This is a genomic window from Streptomyces sp. NPDC020917 (assembly GCF_044333795.1).
GTDB lineage: Bacteria > Actinomycetota > Actinomycetes > Streptomycetales > Streptomycetaceae > Actinacidiphila.
Genome location: NZ_JBIRRR010000010.1, coordinates 41,040 through 61,355, shown reverse-complemented (window position 1 = coordinate 61,355; position 20,316 = coordinate 41,040). Strand labels below are relative to the sequence as shown.

Genomic DNA, 20,316 nt, shown 5'->3' with positions numbered 1-20,316 from the left:
GGTCGCTGGTCCCCGGGTGACTGGGGCACGCGTACTGGGCAACGCTGACTGGGGCTCGCTCACTGGTTTGAGGTAAGACGCGGGTGGGGCAGGAGCCGTACGGCTCCTGCCCCACCCGCGTATGTGCCGCGGCCGCCCGCCGGACGGCCTGGCGGCTCAGTGCATCGCCGCCGGGAGCGGGGCCTCGTCCCCGGCGCCCCGAGCGTCCTTGGCGGTGTCGCCGCTGGACGCCACCATCGTCGAGCCCGGACGGGGGGCGTTGACGAAGATCAGCGCGATGAGCGAGGCCAGGGCCTCGATGGCGACGGCCCACCAGATCGCGTGGGTGTAGCCGTGCACCAAGGACTGCGACTGCAGCAGCCGCTGGGCGCTCGCCGAGCCGGCCGAACCGGCCGCGTGGGCGGCCAGGTACGTGGTCGTCGCCGAGGCGGCGATCGTGTTGAGCAGCGCGGTGCCGATGGCCCCGCCCACCTGCTGCGAGGTGTTGACCATCGCCGAGGCGACACCCGCGTCACGCGGCTGGACGCCCTGCGTGGCCAGCGACATGGCCGGCATGAACGCCGACCCCATGCCGAGGCCCAGCAGCACCAGACCCGGCAGGATCACGCCCGGGTAGGACGAGCCGACCCCGAGGCGGGTCAGCAGCAGCATGGCCACCGCGGCGACCGCGAAGCCGGGCGCCATCAGCGCGCGCGCCGGAAGGCGGGTGACCAGCCGGGCGCCGATCTGCGTGGAGCCGACCACGAAGGCCACGACCATCGGCAGGAAGGCGAAGCCGGTCCTGATCGCCGAGTACCCCTGGACGACCTGCAGGTAGTAGGTCAGGAAGAGGAACACGCCGAACAGGCCGATGATGGCCAGACCCAGCGACAGGTAGGTGCCGCCGCGGTTGCGCTCGCCGACCACGCGCAGCGGCAGCAGCGGCGCCTTGACCCGGGACTCGACCAGGGCGAAGGTGGCCAGCAGGACGCCGGCCGCGACGAACAGGCCGATGGTCGAGGCCGAGGACCAGCCGGCCGTCTCGGCGCGGGTGAAGCCGTAGACCAGCGAGACCAGGCCCAGGGTGGCCAGCACCACACCGGGGATGTCGAGCGAGGACCGGTTCCTGGAGCCCTCGGGCTCGCGGATCACGAAGTACGCGCCGAGGGCGGCGATCACCGCGAAGGGGATGTTGACGAAGAAGGTCCAGCGCCAGTTGAGGTACTCGGTGAGCACACCGCCGAGCAGCAGGCCGACGGCGCCGCCGCCGCCCGCGATCGCGCCGAAGATGCCGAACGCCTTCGCCCGCTCCCGGGCGTCGGTGAACGTCACCGCGAGCAGCGAGAGCGCGGAGGGCGCGAGCAGCGCGCCGAACAGGCCCTGCGCGGCACGCGAGCTGAGCAGCATCGCCTCGTTGCCCGCGGCGCCGCCGATCGCGGACGCGAGGGCGAAGCCGGTCAGGCCGACCACGAAGGTGCGCTTGCGGCCCCACAGGTCGGCGATCCGGCCGCCGAAGAGGAGGAGCCCGCCGAAGGCCAGCGCGTAGGCCGTGATGACCCACTGCTTGTTGGCGTCGGAGATGCCGAGGGCGTGCTGGGCGCTCGGCAGCGCGATGTTCACGATCGTCGAGTCGAGGACGACCATCAGCTGGGCGAGGGAGATGAAGACCAGGGCTTTCCAGCGGTTGGAGCCGGTGTCCTGAAGCCGGTGTGCGGCGGTTTGAGACATGGGGGTATCCACCTAGGTGTGCCCGCGGGCACGGGTGAGGTCCGGTCGGTACGGGCGGCGCCGCGCAACAGGGGCGGCCGCGGGGTGGTCACGAGGTCGTCATTGACTCGAAAGTGAGGCGAAGTGGTTCTGGTTCAAGGGGTGGCGCTCGGCGCCGGCGGCGGACGGTGGGCGCAGCCCGTCCAGGAAGAGGTCCAGACGGCGGTGGCAGTCGGCGCCCTCGCATCCCAGGCCGGGCAGCGGGCGGCTGAGCTGGCACACCGTGATCATGAAGTCGATCTGGGTGATGTCCCGGCGCAACTGCCCCGCCTCGCGGGCCCGTTCCATCAGCCGTTCGAGCCCCGTCTGAAAGCGGGCGTACTCGGCGTACATCTCGGGTGTGGCCTCCGGCCGCTCCCCATCGGGGAGCAGTCCGCAGATCGCCGCGGCGCGCTCGTCGACCGCCGCGTGCGCGAAGCCGCACAGCGCGGTGAAGGGGTCGGCTTCCGCGGCGGCCGTCTCGGCGTAGTCCGCGGTCCGGGTCATCACATAGAGCAGCACGGCGCGCAGCAGTGCGTGCCGGTCGGGGAAGTGCCGGTAGAGCGTCGCGTTGCCGACGCCGGCCCGCCGCGCGATGTCGTCGAGCGCGACGTCGGGGCCCTGCTCGACCAGCATCTCGCGGGCCGCGGCCAGGATGCGCTCCCGGTTGCGCGCCGCGTCGGTACGCATGCGAGGGGCCCGGCGCGGTGCCGTCTCCGTCGTGTCGGCGGTGAGGGTCATGGCGGGTCCTCCTCTCGTCGTAACCGGGGACGGAGCCCCCGGATTTTCATTCACGTGCATGTAACGGGGAGAGGGTCCCCGGATATTTCCCGCTCGACGTGACCTGGGTCACGCCGCCCCCTCGGGCGGCGCCGCGCGCGTCGCCCGGCCGACCTCGCGCCGGGACGAACCCGGCCCGGCCTCGGGCCCCAACGCAAAACGGCGCCCTCCGGAAAGAGGGCGCCGTCGCGCATGGGATGAGTGGAGATGGCGGGAATCGAACCCGCGTCCTGTGGTGCGGAACCAGGGCTTCTCCGAGCGCAGTCCGCTGTGCTTTTCTCAGCCCCGGCAGTCACGCGGACAAGCTGCCGACGGGCTCAGCCACTGTGAGTTTTCCCGCCGTGCCCCGTGGCCGGGCTCGGCGGTTGAGTCCCCTAGCTGATGCCAGGATCCGGGTCGGGAACAGCCCCGGGCTGACACTCCGCGGAGTCTACGCTAGCGGCTTATTAGGCAGCGAGGGCGTAGGCGGAGGAATCGCGCTGAGAATTGGCGATTATTGGTTTCGGCATATGGTTAACGAGATCATTGCCGCTTCCTCGGCTCGCTTCCCCTGCTTCGACATCCCCAGTCGAAACCGATCATCCCCATGTGGTGTTTTCAAGGTGCACCACTCGTCACCGAGTGGCTGCTGCCATCGTAGAGCAAGAACGCGGAGCCGTGCCAGCGCATTCCCGGGGCGTGGAGCGGGGCTACGCGCCCCGCTGCTTGCGCCGCACCGCCGACATCGCGCGGTCCGCCTCCCGGCGGTCCTGCTTCTCGCGCAGCGTCTGCCGCTTGTCGTACTCCTTCTTGCCCTTGGCGAGGGCGATCTCCACCTTCACCCGGCCGTCCTTGAAGTACAGGGCGAGCGGAACCACGGTGTGCCCGCTCTCCTGGGACTTCTGCTCGAGCTTGTCGATCTCGGCGCGGTGCAGCAGCATCTTCCGCTTGCGGCGCGCCGAGTGGTTGGTCCAGGTCCCCTGCGTGTACTCGGGGATGTGCACGTTGTACAGCCACGCCTCGTCGCCCTCGAGCTGCGCGAAGCCGTCGACCAGCGACGCGCGGCCCAGACGCAGGGACTTGACCTCGGTGCCCGTGAGCACCAGGCCCGCCTCGTACGTGTCGAGGATGTGGTAATCGTGCCGCGCCTTCTTGTTCTGCGCGATCATCTTGCGACCGGTCTCTTTTGCCATAGCTGGGCCATTCTCCCACTAAGAGAGGGCACCGAGGCCAGTGAATACCTCGCGGCTGTCGGCGACCGCGTCCTGGCCGTCGGGCACCTGCACGTCGGGGGTGATGCCCTGGCCGTCGACGCTGCGGCCGTCGGGCAGGTCGTAGTGGCCGACGGTCAGCTCGGCGACCGAACCGTCCGGCAGGGTGCTGGGCATCTGCACCGAGCCCTTGCCGAAGGTGCGGGTGCCGATGACCACCGCGCGGCCCCGGTCCTGGAGGGCGCCGGCCAGCATTTCCGCGGCGCTCATCGTGCCGCCGTCCACCAGCACCACCAGCGGCACGCGGGTGTCGCCGCCGGTCGCCGCGTACAGCGACCGCTGGCTGCCGTGCACGTCGTAGGTGGCGACCAGCCCGCCGTCCAGGAAGGCGGAGGCGACCGCGACGGCCTCGGTGACCAGCCCGCCGGAGTTGCCGCGCAGGTCGAGCAGCACGCCGTGCGGGGCGTCCCGCACCGCCCGGCGGACCTGGGCGCCGACACCGCGGCTGAACGCGTCGATCGCGACGACGGTCGGGCCGTCCGCGGACCGGGTCACGGTGACGGCCTCGGTGGCGAGGGTCGCGCGGTGCACCGCAACCGTCCAGCTGCGCGTGCCGCGCTGCACACCGAGCGTGACGGGGGTGCCGGGGACGTTGTCGCCGCGCAGGTCCGCGACGACCTCGGTGACGGCGAGACCGGTGGTGCGCGTGCCGCCGATGGCGGTGAGGACGTCGCCGACCTCGATCCCGGCACCCTCGGCGGGGCTGTCGTCCTGGACCCGGGCGACCTCGATCCGCCCGTCGTCGATCCGGCGCACCCACAGGCCCACGCCGACGTAGCGGCCGTCGAGCGCCTCCTGGAGACCGGCGTACTCCTGCGCGGTGTAGAACGACGACCAGCGGTCGCCGCTGCGACTGACCAGCTTCTCGACGGTCGCGGCGCCCATCGTGCCGTTCTGGATCTCCTCGGCGATGCGGCCGGTGTCGAGGGTGCCGGGCCCGCCGGCGCCGCTGGTGTCGCCGTCGGTGGTGCCTCCCGCCGCGCCGGTTCCAGAGCGCACGGCGGACGTGCCGGCGGCGCGGGAGCCGTTCGCGTCGGCGACGGTGGCGGCCTCGATCCGGGCGGCCGGGCGGCGCTGTACGGGCTGGGCCATGCTGCCGGCCGCCGCGCCGGTCGCGAGCATGGTGCCGAACACCAACGTCAGGGTGGCCCCGCGGCGCAGACGGCGGGGCGTCCCGAACAACGACGGGCCGGACATGGCCGGAAGTCTAGGCGAGAAACGGGCGCGGTACGGAAAGTTGCCGTGAGGGCGCATGCCCACCTTCCGCAACCGTACCGGGCGTCACAGACGTATCAACGCGCGGGCGGATCAAGGGGGTCGGGGGTGTACGGGCCGTCCGGGGTCTCCCGGGCGGCCGGAGACGCCGACGTGCCGGGGTCCGGCAATATCCGGCGGACCCCGGCACGTTGACGACGTGGGAAGTGAGCGCCGCGTCAGACCTTCAGGTAGCGCCGCAGGGCGATGAACGCGGCCAGGGCCGGCATCACGACGCCGATCAGCAGCACCAGCGGCAGCACGCCGACCACCGAGTCCCAGCCGAGGAAGGACACCAGCGGGATCTTGTCCTGCAGCTTCAGGCCATTGTCGACCATGAAGTAGCGGCCGCCGAGCAGCATGCCGCAGGCGAGGCCGGCGCCCACCAGGCCGGCGAACGCGGCCTCCATGATGAACGGCATCTGGATGTAGAAGCTGGACGCGCCGACCAGCCGCATGATGCCGGTCTCGCGGCGCCGGCTGAACGCCGAGACGCGCACGGTGTTGACGATCAGCAGCATGGCGACGGTGAGCATGAACGCCAGCACCACGTAGGCGACGCGTGTCATGCCGTTGAGGAGGTCGAACAGGTTCTTGAGCACCTCGCGCTGGTCCGACACGGACTGCACACCTGGGTGCCCGTTGAACAGGCTGGCGATGATGGCGAACTTCGTCGGGTCCTTGAGCTTGACCCGGTAGTTCTCCTGCATCTGGTCCGGGGTGACCGAACTGGCCAGCGGGGAGCGCTTGAACTGCTCCTGGTAGTGCTTGTACGCCTGCTCCGCCGACTCGTAGTAGACCTTCTCGACGATCGGCTGCGCCTTGAGCGTCTTGAGGATCTCGGCCTTCTGGTCGTCGGTGACCGCACCCCGTGCGCAGTTGGGCGTCGACGAGGCGTCGCCCTTGTTGCACATGTAGATGGTGACCTGGACCTTGTCGTACCAGTAGCCCTTCATCGAGTCGACCTGCTTGTTGGCGAGCAGGGCGCCACCGGCCAGGGCGAGGGAGAGGGCGACCGAGATGACGACGGCGAAGGTCATCGTGAGGTTGCGGCGGAGACCGACACCGATCTCGGACAGGACGAACTGGGCGCGCATGAAGTGAGGTTCCTTTCGGGGGCGGGAGTGCTACGGGCTGCTCAGTGCTGGTAGCCGTAGACACCGCGCGACTGGTCGCGAACCAGCCGCCCCTTCTCCAGCTCGATGACGCGCTTGCGCATCTGGTCGACGATGTTCTGGTCGTGGGTGGCCATCACCACGGTGGTGCCGGTCCTGTTGATCCGGTCGAGCAGGCGCATGATGCCGACCGACGTCTGCGGGTCGAGGTTTCCGGTGGGCTCGTCGGCGATCAGCAGCATGGGCCGGTTGACGAAGGCCCGCGCGATCGCGACGCGCTGCTGCTCACCACCGGACAGCTCGCCCGGCATGCGGTCCTCCTTGCCGGCCAGGCCGACCAGGTCCAGAACCTCGGGCACGGTCTTGCGGATGGTGCCGCGCGGCTTGCCGATCACCTCGAGGGCGAACGCGACGTTCTCCGCGACGGTCTTGTTGGGGAGCAGGCGGAAGTCCTGGAAGACGGTGCCGAGCTGGCGCCGCATGTGCGGGACCTTCCAGTTGGACAGGCGGGCGAGGTCCTTGCCGAGCACGTGGACCATGCCGGTGTCGGTGCGCTCCTCGCGGAGGATCAGCCGCAGGAACGTCGACTTGCCCGAGCCTGACGAACCCACCAGGAAGACGAATTCCCCTTTCTCGATCTCCAGCGAGACGTCCCGGAGTGCAGGACGATTCTGCTTGGGGTAGGTCTTGGTGACGCTGTCGAATCGGATCACGTTCGCACCAGGGGTTTGCGGGGTGAGCGGACAGGGGATGGGGGCGACACTACGCGAAGGTGCGGGCGGTGCGCAGTCGCCGTGGAGGGTTGGTGGCCTTGCCCACAGGGCATAGTCGGACAAGCCCGTCATTGGTCCCGGGCGCCCCGTGATCCGGACCCGTCATTCCGGATCCGGGCCCTGTCCTTGCGGGTGCGGGGGGCAGCATTCCCCAGAACCTGGCACAGTGGAAGTGCGGGGTCCGCGGGTGCGACGCACGCGGGGGCTCCACGGGGGAGTGCGAGCACAGCCCCTCGGGAACGATTCGTCCACCGGGGGCGTTCACCGGACGGAGGAGGAGATCGCATGACGTGCGACCGACTGGTGTGTGCGAACTGCGCCGGCCCGGTGAGTGAGGGCCGCTGCCCGGTGTGCCGGGCCAACCGCGCGCGGATGCAGCAGGAGAACCCCTGGTCCTCCATATCCCCCGCGGCCCTGATCGCCCTCCTGATCGCTCTCCTCACCGTCGCGCTCGTCGTCGAGCACGCGACGGCCTGAGTGGCCTCTCCATCTTTACGGTGACAGCTTCGCCTCTGTGTGACAGCTGCTTCACGGTGCGCTTCTGACAGAACAGGTAAGGGCCCGGAACCTCGGTTCCGGGCCCTTCCCTGTTTTCTTGTGCTGCGCGTGCTCCCCGGGTTGCGGTCAGGCAGCGGGGGTGTTGCGGCGGGCGCCGGCCAGACGCGGGGTGAGGCGGAAGCCGATGCCGCCCGCGATCAGGGTGGCCGCCCCGACGATCATGAAGGTGGTGCCGTTCGAACCGGTCTCGGCGAGCTGGTTCGTGGTCGCCCCCTGCGGCACCTGCTGCGTGTTGTCGGTGCCGGGCTTGTTCCCGCAGTCGACACTGTCCCCGGTCAGGGTGCAGGTGTTGTTGTTGCCGCCGGTCGCGCTGCCCGAGGTGCCGGACGTCGTGTTACCGGACGTGTTGCCCGACGAGGTGTTGCCGGACGTCGTGCTGCCCGTCGACCCCGTCGAGGTCCCGCTCGTGGTGCCCTTGGTCGTACCGGTGGACGTACCCGTGGACGTCCCCGTCGAGGTGCCCGTGGACGTACCGGTCGACGTACCCGTGGACGTACCCGTCGAGGTCCCGGTGGACGTACCGGTCGACGTGCCCGTCGAGGTCCCGGTCGACGTACCCGTGGACGTACCCGTCGAGGTGCCCGTGGACGTACCGGTCGACGTGCCCGTCGAGGTGCCGGTGGACGTACCCGTGGACGTGCCCGTCGAGGTGCCCGTGGACGTACCGGTCGACGTGCCGGTGGACGTACCCGTGGAGGTGCCGGTGGACGTACCCGTCGAGGTACCCGTGGAGGTGCCCGTCGAGGTCCCGGTGGACGTACCCGTGGAGGTACCCGTCGAGGTGCCCGTGGACGTGCCCGTCGAGGTGCCCGTGGACGTACCGGTCGACGTGCCCTGGGTGTCACCGGCGGTCACGCCGCTGATGCTGCCCTGGTCGTCGCCCCCGCCGAGGCCGATCTTGATGTGGACACCGAGACCGCCGTTGGAGGACGGGGTGGTGCTGTTGTCCGTTGCGGCCTGGGCGACGCCCATGGCCGTCAGGGTCGCGCCTGTCGCTATCACCGCAGCCGCGGCGATACGCGTCACGCGCAGCCGGGTGCTGGCTTTGGCCCTGCTCATGTTGTCAAGTACCCCCAGTTGATGTCTGCTTGGGGCGCTGCGCAGGCATGGAGGTGTGCGGTGTCACTGGAGGGACCGGATGCGCTAGCCCCCGTACGCTGACGCCTCAGTCATGCGCATGCCTCGCACCACACTCGTGGCATCACCAGAGGGCGTCAAGCCCGTTAAGCGAACCGTGCGCCAACTGCCCGCTTTTGCCGGGCACTTCTGCACAGCACTGTGACAAGTCCACCGCGAAAGCGCTTAAGCGTCCGCTTTTTCACGGGACTTGCGCCAGCGGATGCCCGCCTCGATGAAGCCGTCGATGTCGCCGTCGAGCACGGACTGGGGGTTGCCGACCTCGTGCTCGGTCCGCAGGTCCTTCACCATCTGGTACGGGTGCAGGACGTACGACCGCATCTGGTTGCCCCAGGAGTTGCCGCCGTCGCTCTTGCCGAGCGAGTCCATCAGCGCCTGCTCCTCCTGGCGGCGCCGCTCCAGCAGCTTGGCCTGAAGGACGTTCATCGCGCTGGCCTTGTTCTGGATCTGCGAGCGCTCGTTCTGGCAGGAGACCACGATGCCGGTGGGGATGTGGGTGATGCGGACCGCGGAGTCGGTGGTGTTGACGCCCTGGCCGCCGGGGCCGGACGCCCGATAGACGTCGACGCGCAGCTCGGACTCGTCGATCTCGACGTGGTCGGACTGCTCCACGACTGGCAGCACCTCGACGCCCGCGAAGGACGTCTGGCGGCGGCCCTGGTTGTCGAACGGGCTGATCCGCACGAGGCGGTGCGTGCCCTGCTCCACCGACAGGGTGCCGTAGGCGTACGGCGCCTTCACCACGAAGGTGGTCGACTTGATGCCGGCCTCCTCCGCGTACGAGGTCTCGTAGACCTCGGTGGAGTAGCCGTGGCGCTCGGCCCACCGCAGGTACATCCGCTGGAGCTGCTCGGCGAAGTCCGCCGCGTCGACGCCGCCGGCCTCGGCGCGGATGTTGACCAGCGCCTCGCGGGAGTCGTACTCGCCGGACAGCAGCGTGCGGACCTCCATCTCGTCCAGCGCCTTGCGGACGGACTCCAGCTCGGTCTCGGCCTCGGCGCGGGTGTCCGCGTCGTCCTCGGCCTCGGCGAGCTCGAAGAGGACGGAGAGGTCGTCGATCCGGCTTCGGAGCGCCTCGACCTTGCGCAGCTCGGCCTGGAGGTGGGAGAGGCGGCTGGTGATCTTCTGCGCGTTCTCCGGGTCGTCCCACAGGGACGGGGCCGCGGCCTGCTCCTCAAGCGCGGCAATGTCGCCCCTCATCCGGTCGAGGTCGAGAACGGCCTCGATCGACCCCATGGTCGAGGACAGGGACTTCAGCTCTTCGGATACATCGACGATCGCCACGCGTCCAGCCTACCGGCTGGTCGGGGCGACCATGCCCGCTGTCCACAGGCCCGCAGGCAGCGGGCCCGGCACGCCCCGGGCCGCCCCTTCCCACGGGCCCCGGGCCGCTCCCCCGCCCCACTGGACGTGCGGCGGGCGGCTTGAGTGGTCGCCGAGCCCGACCGGCGCCTCCGCGGCGCCTACGCGGGGACGGCCGCCGTGGCCGCGGTGAGCCTGCCGTCGGAGGTGACGGCGAACACGTCCAGGGTGCGGCCGTCCTCGACGGCCCCGAGCGCCCCGGACAGCCCGTCCGGCAGGGCCGCGGCGGGTCCGGGCGGGGTGCACTGCATCCCGCCGGCCAGTACGTAGAGGCGGTCCCCCGCGGACACGGCCTCCGGGCGGTGCGCGCCGGCGGTCCCGGCCCCGGAGGCGGACGCGTCGAGCCCGTCGAGCGGACCGGACGGCCGCCAGGCGCCGCCGGAGAACGGCAGCCGCAGAACCGCGCCGTCGGCCTTGCGGACAACGAAGGCGTCCAGGGTGCCCGGGGCCCGGGAGACCAGCGCCGGAGCGGACGTGATGCGGCCGGCGGTCGGGACCAGCGCCCAGGCGTTCCAGCGGGAGCCCACGAGCGAGGCGGTGACCAGGTCGCCGCCGACCCGGCCCACCAGGTCGATCCGGCCGGGCGAGGACGACGCGGCGGCCGGCGCCGCGTCGAACCGGGTCCGCTCGTCCACCTGCGACCAGCCGTTCCAGACCCCGTCGGCGCAGGTGCGGCGGTACAGCAGGCCGTCCGTGCCCAGCGCGAACAGGTCGATCCGGCCGGGCCTGGCCGAGACCACGGCGGGGTCGTCGGCGACGTTGATCCCGGTGAGCTTGTGCCACTCTCCGTAACCGGACCTGTTGTGGACGACGTACCAGATGTTCTTGTCGGCGCCGCGTGCGAAGACGTACGTTTCGCCGTTCACGGCCAGCGCGCGCGGCCCGCCGGTGAGGCGGACCCCGGCGGCCGGGACGGCGCGCGGCGCGGACCAGCGCGGGAGGGCGACCGGCGCGCCGGTCCTGCCCTGCGGGGCGTCGGCGCCGGCGGTCGGCGCGTTCGGGGTGCCCTGCGCGGTCCTGGCGGACTGCTTCGGGGCGCCGGTGGTCGGCGAGACCGACGGGGAGTGGTCGTCGCGGGAGGTGCCGGAGCCGGACTTGCCGTTCGACCCGGCCGAGGCGATGCCCCAGCCGCCGATCCCGGCGACGGCCAGGGCCGCGGCGGCCGCCGCGGCGAAGGTGATGCGGCGGTGCCTGACCGCGTCCGACACCGAGCGGTGCCGGGGGCTCGCCGGCCGGCCCGGCGCGGACGCCCGGGTGCGGCCGGTGCCCTTGCCGGAGCGCGGCACGTAGCCGGCCAGTTCCTCGGCGGTCGGCAGCTTGATGCTGGTGTGGGTGTCCCGGCTGGAGTCCGGGGCGGAGCCGCGCACCAGCGGGACGGCGCCGCGCGGACGGTCCTGCGCCGCGTCCGGGTCCGCGGCCGCGGAGTCCGCGGGGAACGTGGGAGCCGGTGACGGGCCGTCGTCTTCACTGTCGCCGTACGGCTGTTCCGCGGCGTTCCCGTCGACTCCCGGCGGGGCCACGTCCAGTGCGGGCACACCCGCCAGGTCCGGCAGCAACTCACGCAGCCGCAGACCGAGTTCACGGGCGGTGAGGCGTGAGGCGGGCGCCTTGGACAGGCACTGGGCGAGCACCTGCCACAGCTCGTGGGGCAGTTGCTGCAGCGGCTGCACGGTCTCGGTGACGTGCCGGCGCAGCACCGCGCCCGGGTGGCCGCCGCCGAACGGCGTGAATCCGGCGAGGAGTTCGTACAGCACGGTGGCCAGCGCGTAGATGTCGACGGACGCGCGCGGCGGCAGGCCCTCGATGATCTCGGGCGCCAGGTAGTCCGGTGTGCCGATGATGCGGGTGGCACGCGTGCGGCGCGGTGAGTCGACGAGGCGGGCGATGCCGAAGTCGGTGAGGAGGGCGGGCGGGGCGCCGCCCGGGCCGGGGACGGCGGCCGAGTCCAGCAGCACGTTCTCCGGCTTGACGTCGCGGTGGACGACGCCCGCGGCGTGCGCGGCGGCCAGGCCGTCGGCCACGTCGGCGGCGATCGCGACGGCCGCCTCCGGGGACAGGCGCTGGTCGCGCTCCAGCCGGGACCGCAGGTCGGTGCCGCGCACCAGGTCCATGACGAGGGCGAGGTCGGTGCCGTCGACGACGAGGTCGCGGATCCCGACGATGTGCGGGTGGTCCAGCGAGAGGAGGGCGGTGCGCTCCTGGACGAAGCGGCCGACGAGGTCCTGGTCGGAGGCGAGGTCCTCGCGCAGCAGCTTGATGGCGACCGGGCCTTCCGGGCCGTCGCCGAGCCACACGGTGCCCGCGGATCCCCGCCCGAGCACCTGGTGCGCGGTGTACCGGCTGCCGATCTTCCTCGCCAAGGCTTGCTCCGACTCCTCCGAAGTCCGTCGCGTTGGCGACAAAGCTACGCGGAACAGGGGGCGTTCGGGGGACCGGTGCCCCCTGAGGGCGGGTTCTGCCGGAGAAATCACCCTCCGGAAGTCGACAAATCCCCACCCTGACCCCTCATCAGGGGCCGCCAGGCCCCTGCCCCCACTCTCACGGGCGCGCCCGGCTGCCCGGCTCGGCCCCGACGGTGACTCGCCGTCCGACGCCCCCTCGCGGGGCAGGCGGTGCCCCGCCAGGGATGGTGACCCCACACCACAAGGTGAACCACGACAGGGCCGCAGGCACGAAGGGTGCCCCACACCACAAGGTGAACCCAAGCCGGGGCGGAGCCATGGGGATTGCCCCACACCGCGTGGTGGACGCGGCTCATGGGGGTGGTGGAGGCAGCACGTTGGGGGGCAAAGCGCACCGCAGAGTGAGGGATCAGCCCTTGCCGCCGCCGGAGTCTCCGGTGATCGCGGACACCTTGTCCCAGACGGACTGAGCCCAACTGGACGTGGCGTCCCAGAGGTTGCGCGTGCTGTTGACCCACTCGGGCAGCGGCGTGGTGTACCAGACCACGACGAACACCACGATGAGCACCAGGACCACCGTCAGGCAGCCCTTGAGGCACCCGAGCCCGGGAATCTTGACCGGGTTGGCGCTGCGCCGCGGCTCGCGCCGCGACGGTGCGGGGGCGGGCGGCGTGGGGGCCGGCGGGCGCTCGTACCGCTGGGGCTGGCGCTGCGGCGCGTACTGCTGCTGTTGCGGATAGCCGTACCCCTGCGGGTACTGCTGCTGCTGCGGCGGCTGCGCCGGGCCCGGCTGCCGCCGCGGCCTGCGCCGCAGCGGGTCCTCCTCAGGGGCGAGGTACTGGACCTCGGTCTGCTCGTTGCGGTGCCGCGCCGCGCTCAGCTGCGACTCCCAGGGGTGCGGACCCTGGGCCTGGGGTGCGGGCTGGGGCGCCTGCGCGGCGGGCCGGGCCTGCGGGGGCTGCTGCTGGGACGACGGCAGGATCCGCGTCCGCTCCGACGGCAGCATGCTGGTGACGGCGTTCGGGTCGTACGAGGGCCCGCTGCCGGACGGCAGCACCTGCGTGGGGTCCGCGTCGGAGCCGCCCGGGTTCGTGCCCGGCACGGGCGTCGGATCCGCGTCGGGCCCCAGCAGCGCGGCGACGCCGAGCGCCGCCTCCGCCTGCGCGGGCGTCGCGTGCACACCGACCCCGGCCGCGACGGCCCGCAGGCCCCGCGCCAGGTTCTCCGCGCTGGGCCGCTGAGCCGGCTCCTTGCGCAGGCACCGCTCGATGACCGTCCACAGCGGCTCGGGGACGTTGCCGGGGCGTTCCGGCTGCTGGTTCAGGTGGGCGTGCAGCACCTCGATGGCGCTGTCGCCGCGGAACGGCGCGCGACCGGTGACCAGCTCGTAGAGCAGGACGCCGGCGCCGTAGATGTCGACCGCGGAGGTCTGCGGGCGCCCCTGCGCGGACTCCGGCGCCACATAGGCCGGGGTGCCGACGAACTCGTGGGTGCGGGTGACGCCCGGGGAGTCGGCGAGCCGCGCGATGCCGAAGTCGGTGAGCATCGGGTGCATGCTCTCGGTGCCGTCCTCGCCCGTGACCGTGGCGAGCAGCACGTTCGCCGGCTTCAGGTCGCGGTGCACCACGCCGTCGGCGTGGCTGGCGGCGAGCGCGTCGGCGACCGCGGCAGTGAGCAGCGAGGCGGCGACCGGCGTGAAGGGGCCGTTCTCACGCAGGTAGCGGTGCAGGTCGGGGCCGTCGATGAGGTCCATCACCAGGGCGAGCAGGTCGCCCTCGACCACCAGGTCGCGGACCCGGACGATGTGCGGGTGGCGCAGCCGCAGCAGCACCGAGCGCTCGCGCAGGAACCGCATCACGACGTCGGGGTCGCTCGCCAGCTCTTCCTTGAGCACCTTGACGGCGACGGCGCTGCCGCCTCCCTCGAGTTCCTCCCGCACCTGGCCGCGCCATACGGTGCCCGTGGCGCCGCGTCCCAGCGGCTCCTCCAGGAGGTACTTGCTGCCTACCGGCCGCACGTCGTGTGCTCCCTTGCCTGACTCGCCTGACCTTGTGTGATCGTGTCTGCCCGAATTCCGTGGGCCGGTCCCGGCCACGACCGATGCTCGCTCGATTCCGGCCAAGCGTAGTGCCGCCGGAGATCCGGCCGCCCGATTCCCAGGTAGGACGCCGGCCGGAACCGGATGGTTGCCCGTACGTCACTCCGACGGACCCGGAAGGCCGCCGGGGCCGCCCGCCCCCGTAGGGGTGACGCCTGCCCCCGGACCGCACCGGCAGTCGGCCGGTTCCGTTCGTCCGGCGGGCGCGGGACGACCGGGTTCCGCCGCGGACAGACCCCTCCGCGGTCGCATTATGCACGGAACCGGGCGCAAACGACCCGATCCGTCAGGAAAGCGTAAGCCAAGATCACCCGAGCCGGGACCGGCCGCATGCTCGCGGTCGCGGGTGGGAGGATGCATCCGTACGGCCGGACGGGGTACCAGAGCCCGTTGCCCGTGCTTGAGTTGTGCGTGTAAGGGTGAACACTTGTGCGACGCGCCCGCGCGCGGCCGGGGAGGGACCCCCGGACGCCTGCCCGGGCCCGGGGAGAAGGGACCGCGGGAGAGATGCAGATCCGGCTGACCGTCCTCGGGCCGCGCAGCGGCCGGACAAGGCTCTCCCCTGGCAGGTGCGACGTGCTGATCACGGCGCCCGAGGGCACCACGCTGGGCACCGTCGCGGGCGCGCTGGCCTCGGCGGCCGGCTCCGCGCAGCAGGGCGGGCGGTCCGCGAGCACCTCGGTGGCGCTGTACGCGGGCACCCAGCGGCTCGCCCCCACCGCGGTCCTGGGCGCGCCCCCGCTGGTGGACGGCGCGCTGCTGTCCCTGCACGCCCCCGCCGAGCAGCAGGGCGACCACGGCCAGTACGGCAGGTTCGGGCAGTACGGCAGCCCGCCGGCCGAACTCGCCCGGCTGCACGTGGTGGGCGGGCCCGACGCGGGCGGCGTGCACCTGCTCCAGGGCGGCCAGGCCCGGGTCGGGCGCTCCGCGGACGCGGACGTCCCGCTCGACGACCCGGACGTCTCCCGGCTGCACTGCGAGCTGGCGGTCGGCGAGGACGGGCAGATCACCGTCGCCGACCTCGGCTCGACCAACGGCACCACGCTGGCCGGCCGCCCGCTCGGCGAGCGGCCCCAGCCGTTCCCGCCGGGCGCGCTGCTGCAGATCGGCGAGTCCACGCTCCGCCTCGACCCGGCCCGCTCCGCCGCCGCGCCCGTCCTCGCCTCCGAGCCGGACGCCGACGGCCACCTGCGCGTCTCGCTGCCCTGGTCGTCGTCCGCCCGCGCGGAGGCCGCGGCCCGTACGGGCGACGCGGGCCCGGCGGCCGGCCGCAAGGACCGGGCGGGCCGCGCCGGTGTCCCGGACGACACGCCGCACGACGTGACGAGCTACGGCCTGTACGGGCAGGTCCATCCGGCCGGCGGCGTCGCCGCCCCCGCGCAGGGCGCGGCCGGTGCGGGCCTGCCACCGATGCCGGCGGCGCGCCCCGACGAAGGGGCCGGGGCCGTGCCCGGGCAGCGCGGCCCGCGGGCCGGGACGTACGGCCACACGCCCGGCGAGCGGGCCGGCGGGACCACTGGGAGCGCTGCCACCGGCGGGGTCGCCGGGCTGCCCGCCCCCCGCCAGGCGCCGGAAGCCGGCGACGGCTCGCCCTCCCACCCGCCGCTGCCCCGCCAGACCCCGGCCGGCCAGCCGCACGGCGAGACCGTGACGCACGTGGGCCACGCGGAGTGGGCGCAGGCCCTGGACCCGGAGGCCTCGCCGCACTCCGGTCAGGCCGACGTACCCGGGGCGGAGGGCAGCGGGCGCCGCGCCACCGGCGAGCGCTCCCGCGGCGCCCGCGCCGTGGACGCGGGACGGGCCCGCGGCGGCGCGGTGGGCGCGATAAGCGCCTGGGCGCGGCGGCGGCTGACCCCGGTCCGCGGCGCGGCCGAGACCGAGGACACCGGCGAGGCGGAGGCGCTGCGCGAGCGCTGGCCCGACCCGGCCACGATCCTGCTGACCGCGCTCGGGCCCGGCCGCCGCCTGTGGGAACGCGGCCCAGGCCATCCGGACGCGCTGACGGTCCGCCTCGGGACCGCCGACCTGCCGTCGGAGGACGGCACCCGGCGGCTGCCGTCGGTGCCCTTCACCGTGGACCTGCGTGCCCCCGACACGGCGGCGCTGACCCTGTCCGGCCCGCGGCCGCGGCTGTCCGGCCTCGCCCGTGCGGTGCTCGCCCAGCTGTGCGCGCTGCACGCCCCCGCGGCCCTGGAGGTCGTGCTGCTGAGCGCGGACCGCACCCGCGGCGCCGACCAGCGCGCCGAGGAGTGGTCATGGCTCAACTGGCTGCCGCACCTGCGCCCCGGCCACGGCCAGGACTGCCGGCTGCTGCTCGCCTTCGACCGCGAGCAGGCGCAGGCCCGCACGTCGGAGCTGGTGCGCAGGCTGGAGGCCGGGCCGCTCGGGGCGGCCTGGGCGGTGGCACCGCAGGAGGCGGCGGCCGCCGCGGCGGCCGCGTACGAGGGGCCGTTCACGCTGCTGGTGGTCGACGGCGACCCGGGCTCCGCGACGCTGCGGGACGCGCTCGCGCGCCTCGCGGTCGCCGGCCCTTCGGCGGGCGTGCACGTGCTGTGCCTGGCCGAGGCGGACGAGCAGCCGGCGATCGGGAACGGCGTGGTGGCCCGGCTGTCCGGGGACGTGGCCACGACCCTGCACATCGAGCGGGCCGGTCAGCCGCTGCCCGGCGACGACGGCCGGCTGCCGGACGAGGTCGTGCTGGACGCGGTGTCCGCGGACTGGGCGGAGCACTTCGCGCGGGCGCTGGCGCCCCTGCGGGAGGCGGACGCCGACGCGCCGGCGTCCCGCCACACCCTGCCGCAGACGGTCCGGCTGCTCGACGAACTGGACCTGGCGCTGGCGACACCGGCGAAGATCGGGGCCCGCTGGGCGGAGGCCGGGACCTCGGCGGCCACGGCGCGCCTCGTGCTCGGCACGGGCACCGGCGGGCGGGTCGCGGTCGACCTGGTCGCCGAGGGGCCGCACGCGATGGTCGGCGGGGCGCCCGGCGCGGGCAAGACGGAGCTGCTGCGGTCGACGGCCGCGGCGCTGGCCGCGGGCGAGCGCCCGGAGCGGCTAGCGCTGGTGCTGGTGGACGGGGCGGGCGGCGAGCGCGGCGAGGGCCTGGCCTCGTGCGCCGACCTGCCGCATGTCTCGTCGCACCTGGTGGCGTCCGACCCGCTGCGGATGCGGGAGTTCGCGCAGGGCCTGACCGCGGAGCTGAAGCGGCGCGCGGAGGTGCTGGGCGGGCAGGAGTTCGCGGCCTGGCACGCCGACCGGGTGGTGGCGGCGACCGTGCCGTCCCAGGCGCGCCGGCAGGTGCCGGGGGCCGCCGCTTCCGCGGACGCCGGTGGCCCGCCCGGCGGTTCGGGCTCCGCTGGCGCCGACGGCCGGGCGTCCGCCGCGGGTTCGGGCGCGGCAGGACTCCCGGACGGGACAAAGGCGCCCGCGCTGCCGCGCCTGGTCGTGCTGGTCGACGACTTCGACGAACTCGTGGCGCCCGGCCTGGGCAGTCCCGGCCGCCCTGCCGCGGGCAGCGTCGTGCGGGCCCTGGAGGCCGTGGCCCGGGACGGAGAGCGGCTCGGCGTCCACCTGGTGGCGTCGACCGGGCGCCCGGAGCGCACCGCGGACACGGACGCGGACGAACGGGCCCGGCTGCGGATCGCGTTGCGGATGCCGGACCCGGAGTCGGCGGCGCTGCTGGTGACGGTCGAGGACCCGGCGGGCCTGGACGACGCGCTGCCCGGACGCGGTTACCTGCGGCGCCCCGGGGGCGCGGTGACGCTCTTCCAGGGCGCGCGGGTCAGCGCCCGCATCCCGCGGACCGCGACGCTGCGGCCGACCGTCGTACCGCTGGAGTGGGAGCGGATGGGCGACCCGCCGGCCCGCCGCCAGGTACGGGAGCTGGGCAACGGCCCCACCGATCTGGCCCTGCTGGCCAGCGCCTTGCAGCGGGCCGCCGAGTCCCCCCAGGAAGAGGCCCGCCGCTAGGGCGTGTCTGCCGGTGGACGCCGGGGTGCGGCCCGGCCCGGCGCAAGAGTCACGCCCCGACGCACCGCCTCCTGCGGGCTGCGGGCTGCGGCGGCAACCGGCAGATCGGCAATCGACTCGGCAACAACGCGGCGCCCCGGACCCCCGACGCGGCACCGCCGCCCGCGGCCGCGGCCGGCGCGCGCGGGCCGCCCCGGCTCGGGTGCTTCCCAGTGCGGGCGGCCGTCCCGCAACGCCGCAGCCCAGCGCGGGCGCCCGCGGACGGCCGGTTCCAGCCGGCTCCCCCGTGCCCGCGTCCGCCCGCGCACGCCCCCGTTCCGGATTCACAACTTCCCTGAAAAAACGGGTTTTGCGCCAAGATCACGGCATGGTCACGATCGCTGTCACGCAGCTGTGCGCGCCCTTGCGAGCGCCGTTCGCCGGGGCGTAGGACATACGCCACGGGACTGAGGAGATGGCTAAATGCTTTCGTTAACCACGCGCAAGGACAGCAGCTTTGAGACGAAGACGGCGCACCACTCCGTGCGCCGCACTACGCGCATAGCGCTCGCCGCGGTCGCGGCGTCCGCCCTCGCGCTGACTGCCGCCGCGTGCAGCAGCAGTGACGGCAGCAAGAAGGACGGGAACAGCTCCAGTTCGCCGTCGTCCTCCGCCAGCGGCAGCGGTTCCTCGCTCCAACTGCCCGATCTGCATGGCCAGAAGCTTGAGGTGGCCGCCGTGTGGACCGGCCCGGAGCAGGCCAACTTCATGCGGGTCCTCAAGGAGTTCGACAAGCGCACCGGCGCCAAGACCTCCTACGTGCCGACCGGCGACAGCCAGTCGACCTTCCTCGGCACCAAGATCGAGGGCGGCGCCCCGCCGGACGTGGCGTTCCTCGCCCAGAACGGCGTGCTGCACCAGTTCGCCGACAAGGGCTGGGTCAAGCCGCTGGGTTCGGCCGCCCAGGCGCAGCTGACCCAGAACTTCTCGCCCGGGTGGCAGAAGCTCGGCGCTTGGAAGGGCAAGCAGTACGGCATTTACGCCAAGGTCTCCAACAAGTCGCTGATCTGGTACAACGCCAAGGCGTTCGCCAACGCGGGCGCCACCGAGCCCAAGACGTGGGCCGACTTCCTGAAGACCGCGGAGACCGTCTTCGAGTCGGGCACCCCGCCGGTATCCATCGGCGGCGCGGACGGCTGGACCCTGACGGACTGGTTCGAGAACATCTACCTGTCCCAGGCCGGTCCTGACATGTACGACAAGCTCGCCGCGCACACCATCAAGTGGACGGACCCGTCGGTGAAGACGGCGCTGACCACGCTGGGGCAGCTGCTCGGCAACAAGGACCTGATCGCGGGCGGGACGCGCGGCGCGCTGGCCGCCGACTTCCCGAAGTCGGTCACCCAGGTGTTCACCGGCAGCACGCCGGCCGCGATGGTCTACGAGGGCGACTTCGTCTCCGCGTTCATCTCGGGCAACACCAAGGCGAAGGTGGGCACCGACGCGAAGGTGTTCCCGTTCCCCGCGGTGGGCACCGGCAAGCCGCCGGTGGTCAGCGGTGGTGACGTGGCGGTCGCCATGAAGGACTCCCCCGGCGCGCAGGCGCTGCTGACCTTCATCGGCTCCACGGACGCGGCCAAGATCTGGGCGTCGGGCGGCGGTTACCTCTCGCCGAACAAGTCGCTGGACTTCTCCGCGTACCCGGACGACGTGCAGCGGAACATCGCCAAGGCGCTGATCTCCTCCGGCGACGACTTCCGGTTCGACATGTCGGACCAGGCCCCGGCGGCCTTCGGCGGCACCAAGGGCCAGGGCGAGTGGAAGGACCTCCAGGACTTCCTCGCCAAGCCGTCGGACGTCGCCGGCGCCCAGGCCAAGCTCGAGGCCGACGCGGCCAAGGCGTACGGGAGCTGA

General features: G+C 73.0%; 12 protein-coding genes, 1 other RNA gene and 1 pseudogene. 3 read left to right on the top strand and 11 right to left on the bottom strand.

Features of this window, described 5'->3' with window-relative positions; translation table 11 throughout:
* Window positions 1–156: 156 nt before the first annotated feature.
* The 7 genes from ACH4TG_RS22055 to ftsE all read right to left on the bottom strand — a co-directional run bounded on the left by ACH4TG_RS22055 (window position 157) and on the right by ftsE (window position 6,837).
* Window positions 157–1,707 carry an MFS transporter gene (locus ACH4TG_RS22055; RefSeq protein ID WP_398244111.1) on the bottom strand — a complete coding sequence of 517 codons (1,551 nt, stop codon included), beginning with the start codon at window positions 1,705–1,707 and terminating at the stop codon, window positions 157–159.
* 99 nt (window positions 1,708–1,806) lie between these two features.
* Window positions 1,807–2,466, bottom strand: a complete 660-nt coding sequence (locus tag ACH4TG_RS22050; RefSeq protein ID WP_398244110.1) for a TetR/AcrR family transcriptional regulator — start codon at window positions 2,464–2,466, stop codon at window positions 1,807–1,809.
* A 238-nt stretch (window positions 2,467–2,704) separates the two neighbouring features.
* Window positions 2,705–3,091, bottom strand: a transfer-messenger RNA (tmRNA) gene (gene ssrA, locus ACH4TG_RS22045).
* A gap of 103 nt (window positions 3,092–3,194) precedes the next feature.
* Entirely contained in the window at window positions 3,195–3,677 is a 483-nt protein-coding gene (gene smpB / locus ACH4TG_RS22040) for an SsrA-binding protein SmpB (protein WP_398244109.1), read from the bottom strand.
* Between the two features lie 18 nt (window positions 3,678–3,695).
* Window positions 3,696–4,952, bottom strand: coding sequence for a S41 family peptidase (locus tag ACH4TG_RS22035; RefSeq protein ID WP_398244108.1), 1,257 nt, complete (start codon window positions 4,950–4,952; stop codon window positions 3,696–3,698).
* 236 nt (window positions 4,953–5,188) lie between these two features.
* The gene (gene ftsX, locus ACH4TG_RS22030) at window positions 5,189–6,106 is read right to left on the bottom strand and encodes a permease-like cell division protein FtsX (protein ID WP_398244107.1); all 918 of its coding nucleotides are present in this window, start codon (window positions 6,104–6,106) and stop codon (window positions 5,189–5,191) included.
* Window positions 6,107–6,147: 41 nt separating this feature from the next.
* The gene (gene ftsE / locus ACH4TG_RS22025; protein WP_069466313.1) at window positions 6,148–6,837 is read right to left on the bottom strand and encodes a cell division ATP-binding protein FtsE; all 690 of its coding nucleotides are present in this window, start codon (window positions 6,835–6,837) and stop codon (window positions 6,148–6,150) included.
* Window positions 6,838–7,182: 345 nt separating this feature from the next.
* Here ftsE and ACH4TG_RS22020 point away from each other — a divergent pair, with 345 nt between their 5' ends.
* The gene (locus ACH4TG_RS22020; RefSeq protein ID WP_398244106.1) at window positions 7,183–7,374 is read left to right on the top strand and encodes a hypothetical protein; all 192 of its coding nucleotides are present in this window, start codon (window positions 7,183–7,185) and stop codon (window positions 7,372–7,374) included.
* A gap of 147 nt (window positions 7,375–7,521) precedes the next feature.
* Here the strand turns inward: ACH4TG_RS22020 and ACH4TG_RS22015 are convergent, their stop codons facing one another.
* The 4 genes and pseudogenes from ACH4TG_RS22015 to ACH4TG_RS22000 all read right to left on the bottom strand — a co-directional run bounded on the left by ACH4TG_RS22015 (window position 7,522) and on the right by ACH4TG_RS22000 (window position 14,373).
* Window positions 7,522–8,514: a hypothetical protein gene (locus ACH4TG_RS22015; RefSeq protein ID WP_398244105.1), complete on the bottom strand. Its 993-nt coding sequence runs from the start codon at window positions 8,512–8,514 to the stop codon at window positions 7,522–7,524.
* A gap of 243 nt (window positions 8,515–8,757) precedes the next feature.
* Window positions 8,758–9,876: a peptide chain release factor 2 gene (gene prfB / locus ACH4TG_RS22010; RefSeq protein WP_398244104.1), complete on the bottom strand. Its 1,119-nt coding sequence runs from the start codon at window positions 9,874–9,876 to the stop codon at window positions 8,758–8,760.
* 1,202 nt (window positions 9,877–11,078) lie between these two features.
* Window positions 11,079–12,314 (bottom strand): annotated as a pseudogene (locus tag ACH4TG_RS22005) (serine/threonine-protein kinase); the annotation flags it as partial.
* Window positions 12,315–12,765: 451 nt separating this feature from the next.
* Window positions 12,766–14,373: a serine/threonine-protein kinase gene (locus ACH4TG_RS22000; protein WP_398244103.1), complete on the bottom strand. Its 1,608-nt coding sequence runs from the start codon at window positions 14,371–14,373 to the stop codon at window positions 12,766–12,768.
* A 588-nt stretch (window positions 14,374–14,961) separates the two neighbouring features.
* Here ACH4TG_RS22000 and ACH4TG_RS21995 point away from each other — a divergent pair.
* Complete coding sequence (locus ACH4TG_RS21995; protein ID WP_398244102.1) at window positions 14,962–18,423, top strand: FtsK/SpoIIIE domain-containing protein; 3,462 nt, start codon at window positions 14,962–14,964, stop codon at window positions 18,421–18,423.
* Between the two features lie 462 nt (window positions 18,424–18,885).
* Entirely contained in the window at window positions 18,886–20,316 is a 1,431-nt protein-coding gene (locus tag ACH4TG_RS21990) for an ABC transporter substrate-binding protein (RefSeq protein WP_398244101.1), read from the top strand.

Coding starts and splice junctions, on each gene's coding strand:
- smpB (WP_398244109.1), bottom strand. CDS start 3,677: ATGGCAAAAGAGACCGGTCGCAAGATGATCGCGCAGAACAAGAAGGCG.
- ACH4TG_RS22050 (WP_398244110.1), bottom strand. CDS start 2,466: ATGACCCTCACCGCCGACACGACGGAGACGGCACCGCGCCGGGCCCCT.
- ACH4TG_RS21990 (WP_398244101.1), top strand. CDS start 18,886: ATGCTTTCGTTAACCACGCGCAAGGACAGCAGCTTTGAGACGAAGACG.
- ACH4TG_RS21995 (WP_398244102.1), top strand. CDS start 14,962: ATGCAGATCCGGCTGACCGTCCTCGGGCCGCGCAGCGGCCGGACAAGG.
- ACH4TG_RS22020 (WP_398244106.1), top strand. CDS start 7,183: ATGACGTGCGACCGACTGGTGTGTGCGAACTGCGCCGGCCCGGTGAGT.
- ACH4TG_RS22035 (WP_398244108.1), bottom strand. CDS start 4,952: ATGTCCGGCCCGTCGTTGTTCGGGACGCCCCGCCGTCTGCGCCGCGGG.
- ACH4TG_RS22055 (WP_398244111.1), bottom strand. CDS start 1,707: ATGTCTCAAACCGCCGCACACCGGCTTCAGGACACCGGCTCCAACCGC.
- ACH4TG_RS22015 (WP_398244105.1), bottom strand. CDS start 8,514: ATGAGCAGGGCCAAAGCCAGCACCCGGCTGCGCGTGACGCGTATCGCC.
- ftsX (WP_398244107.1), bottom strand. CDS start 6,106: ATGCGCGCCCAGTTCGTCCTGTCCGAGATCGGTGTCGGTCTCCGCCGC.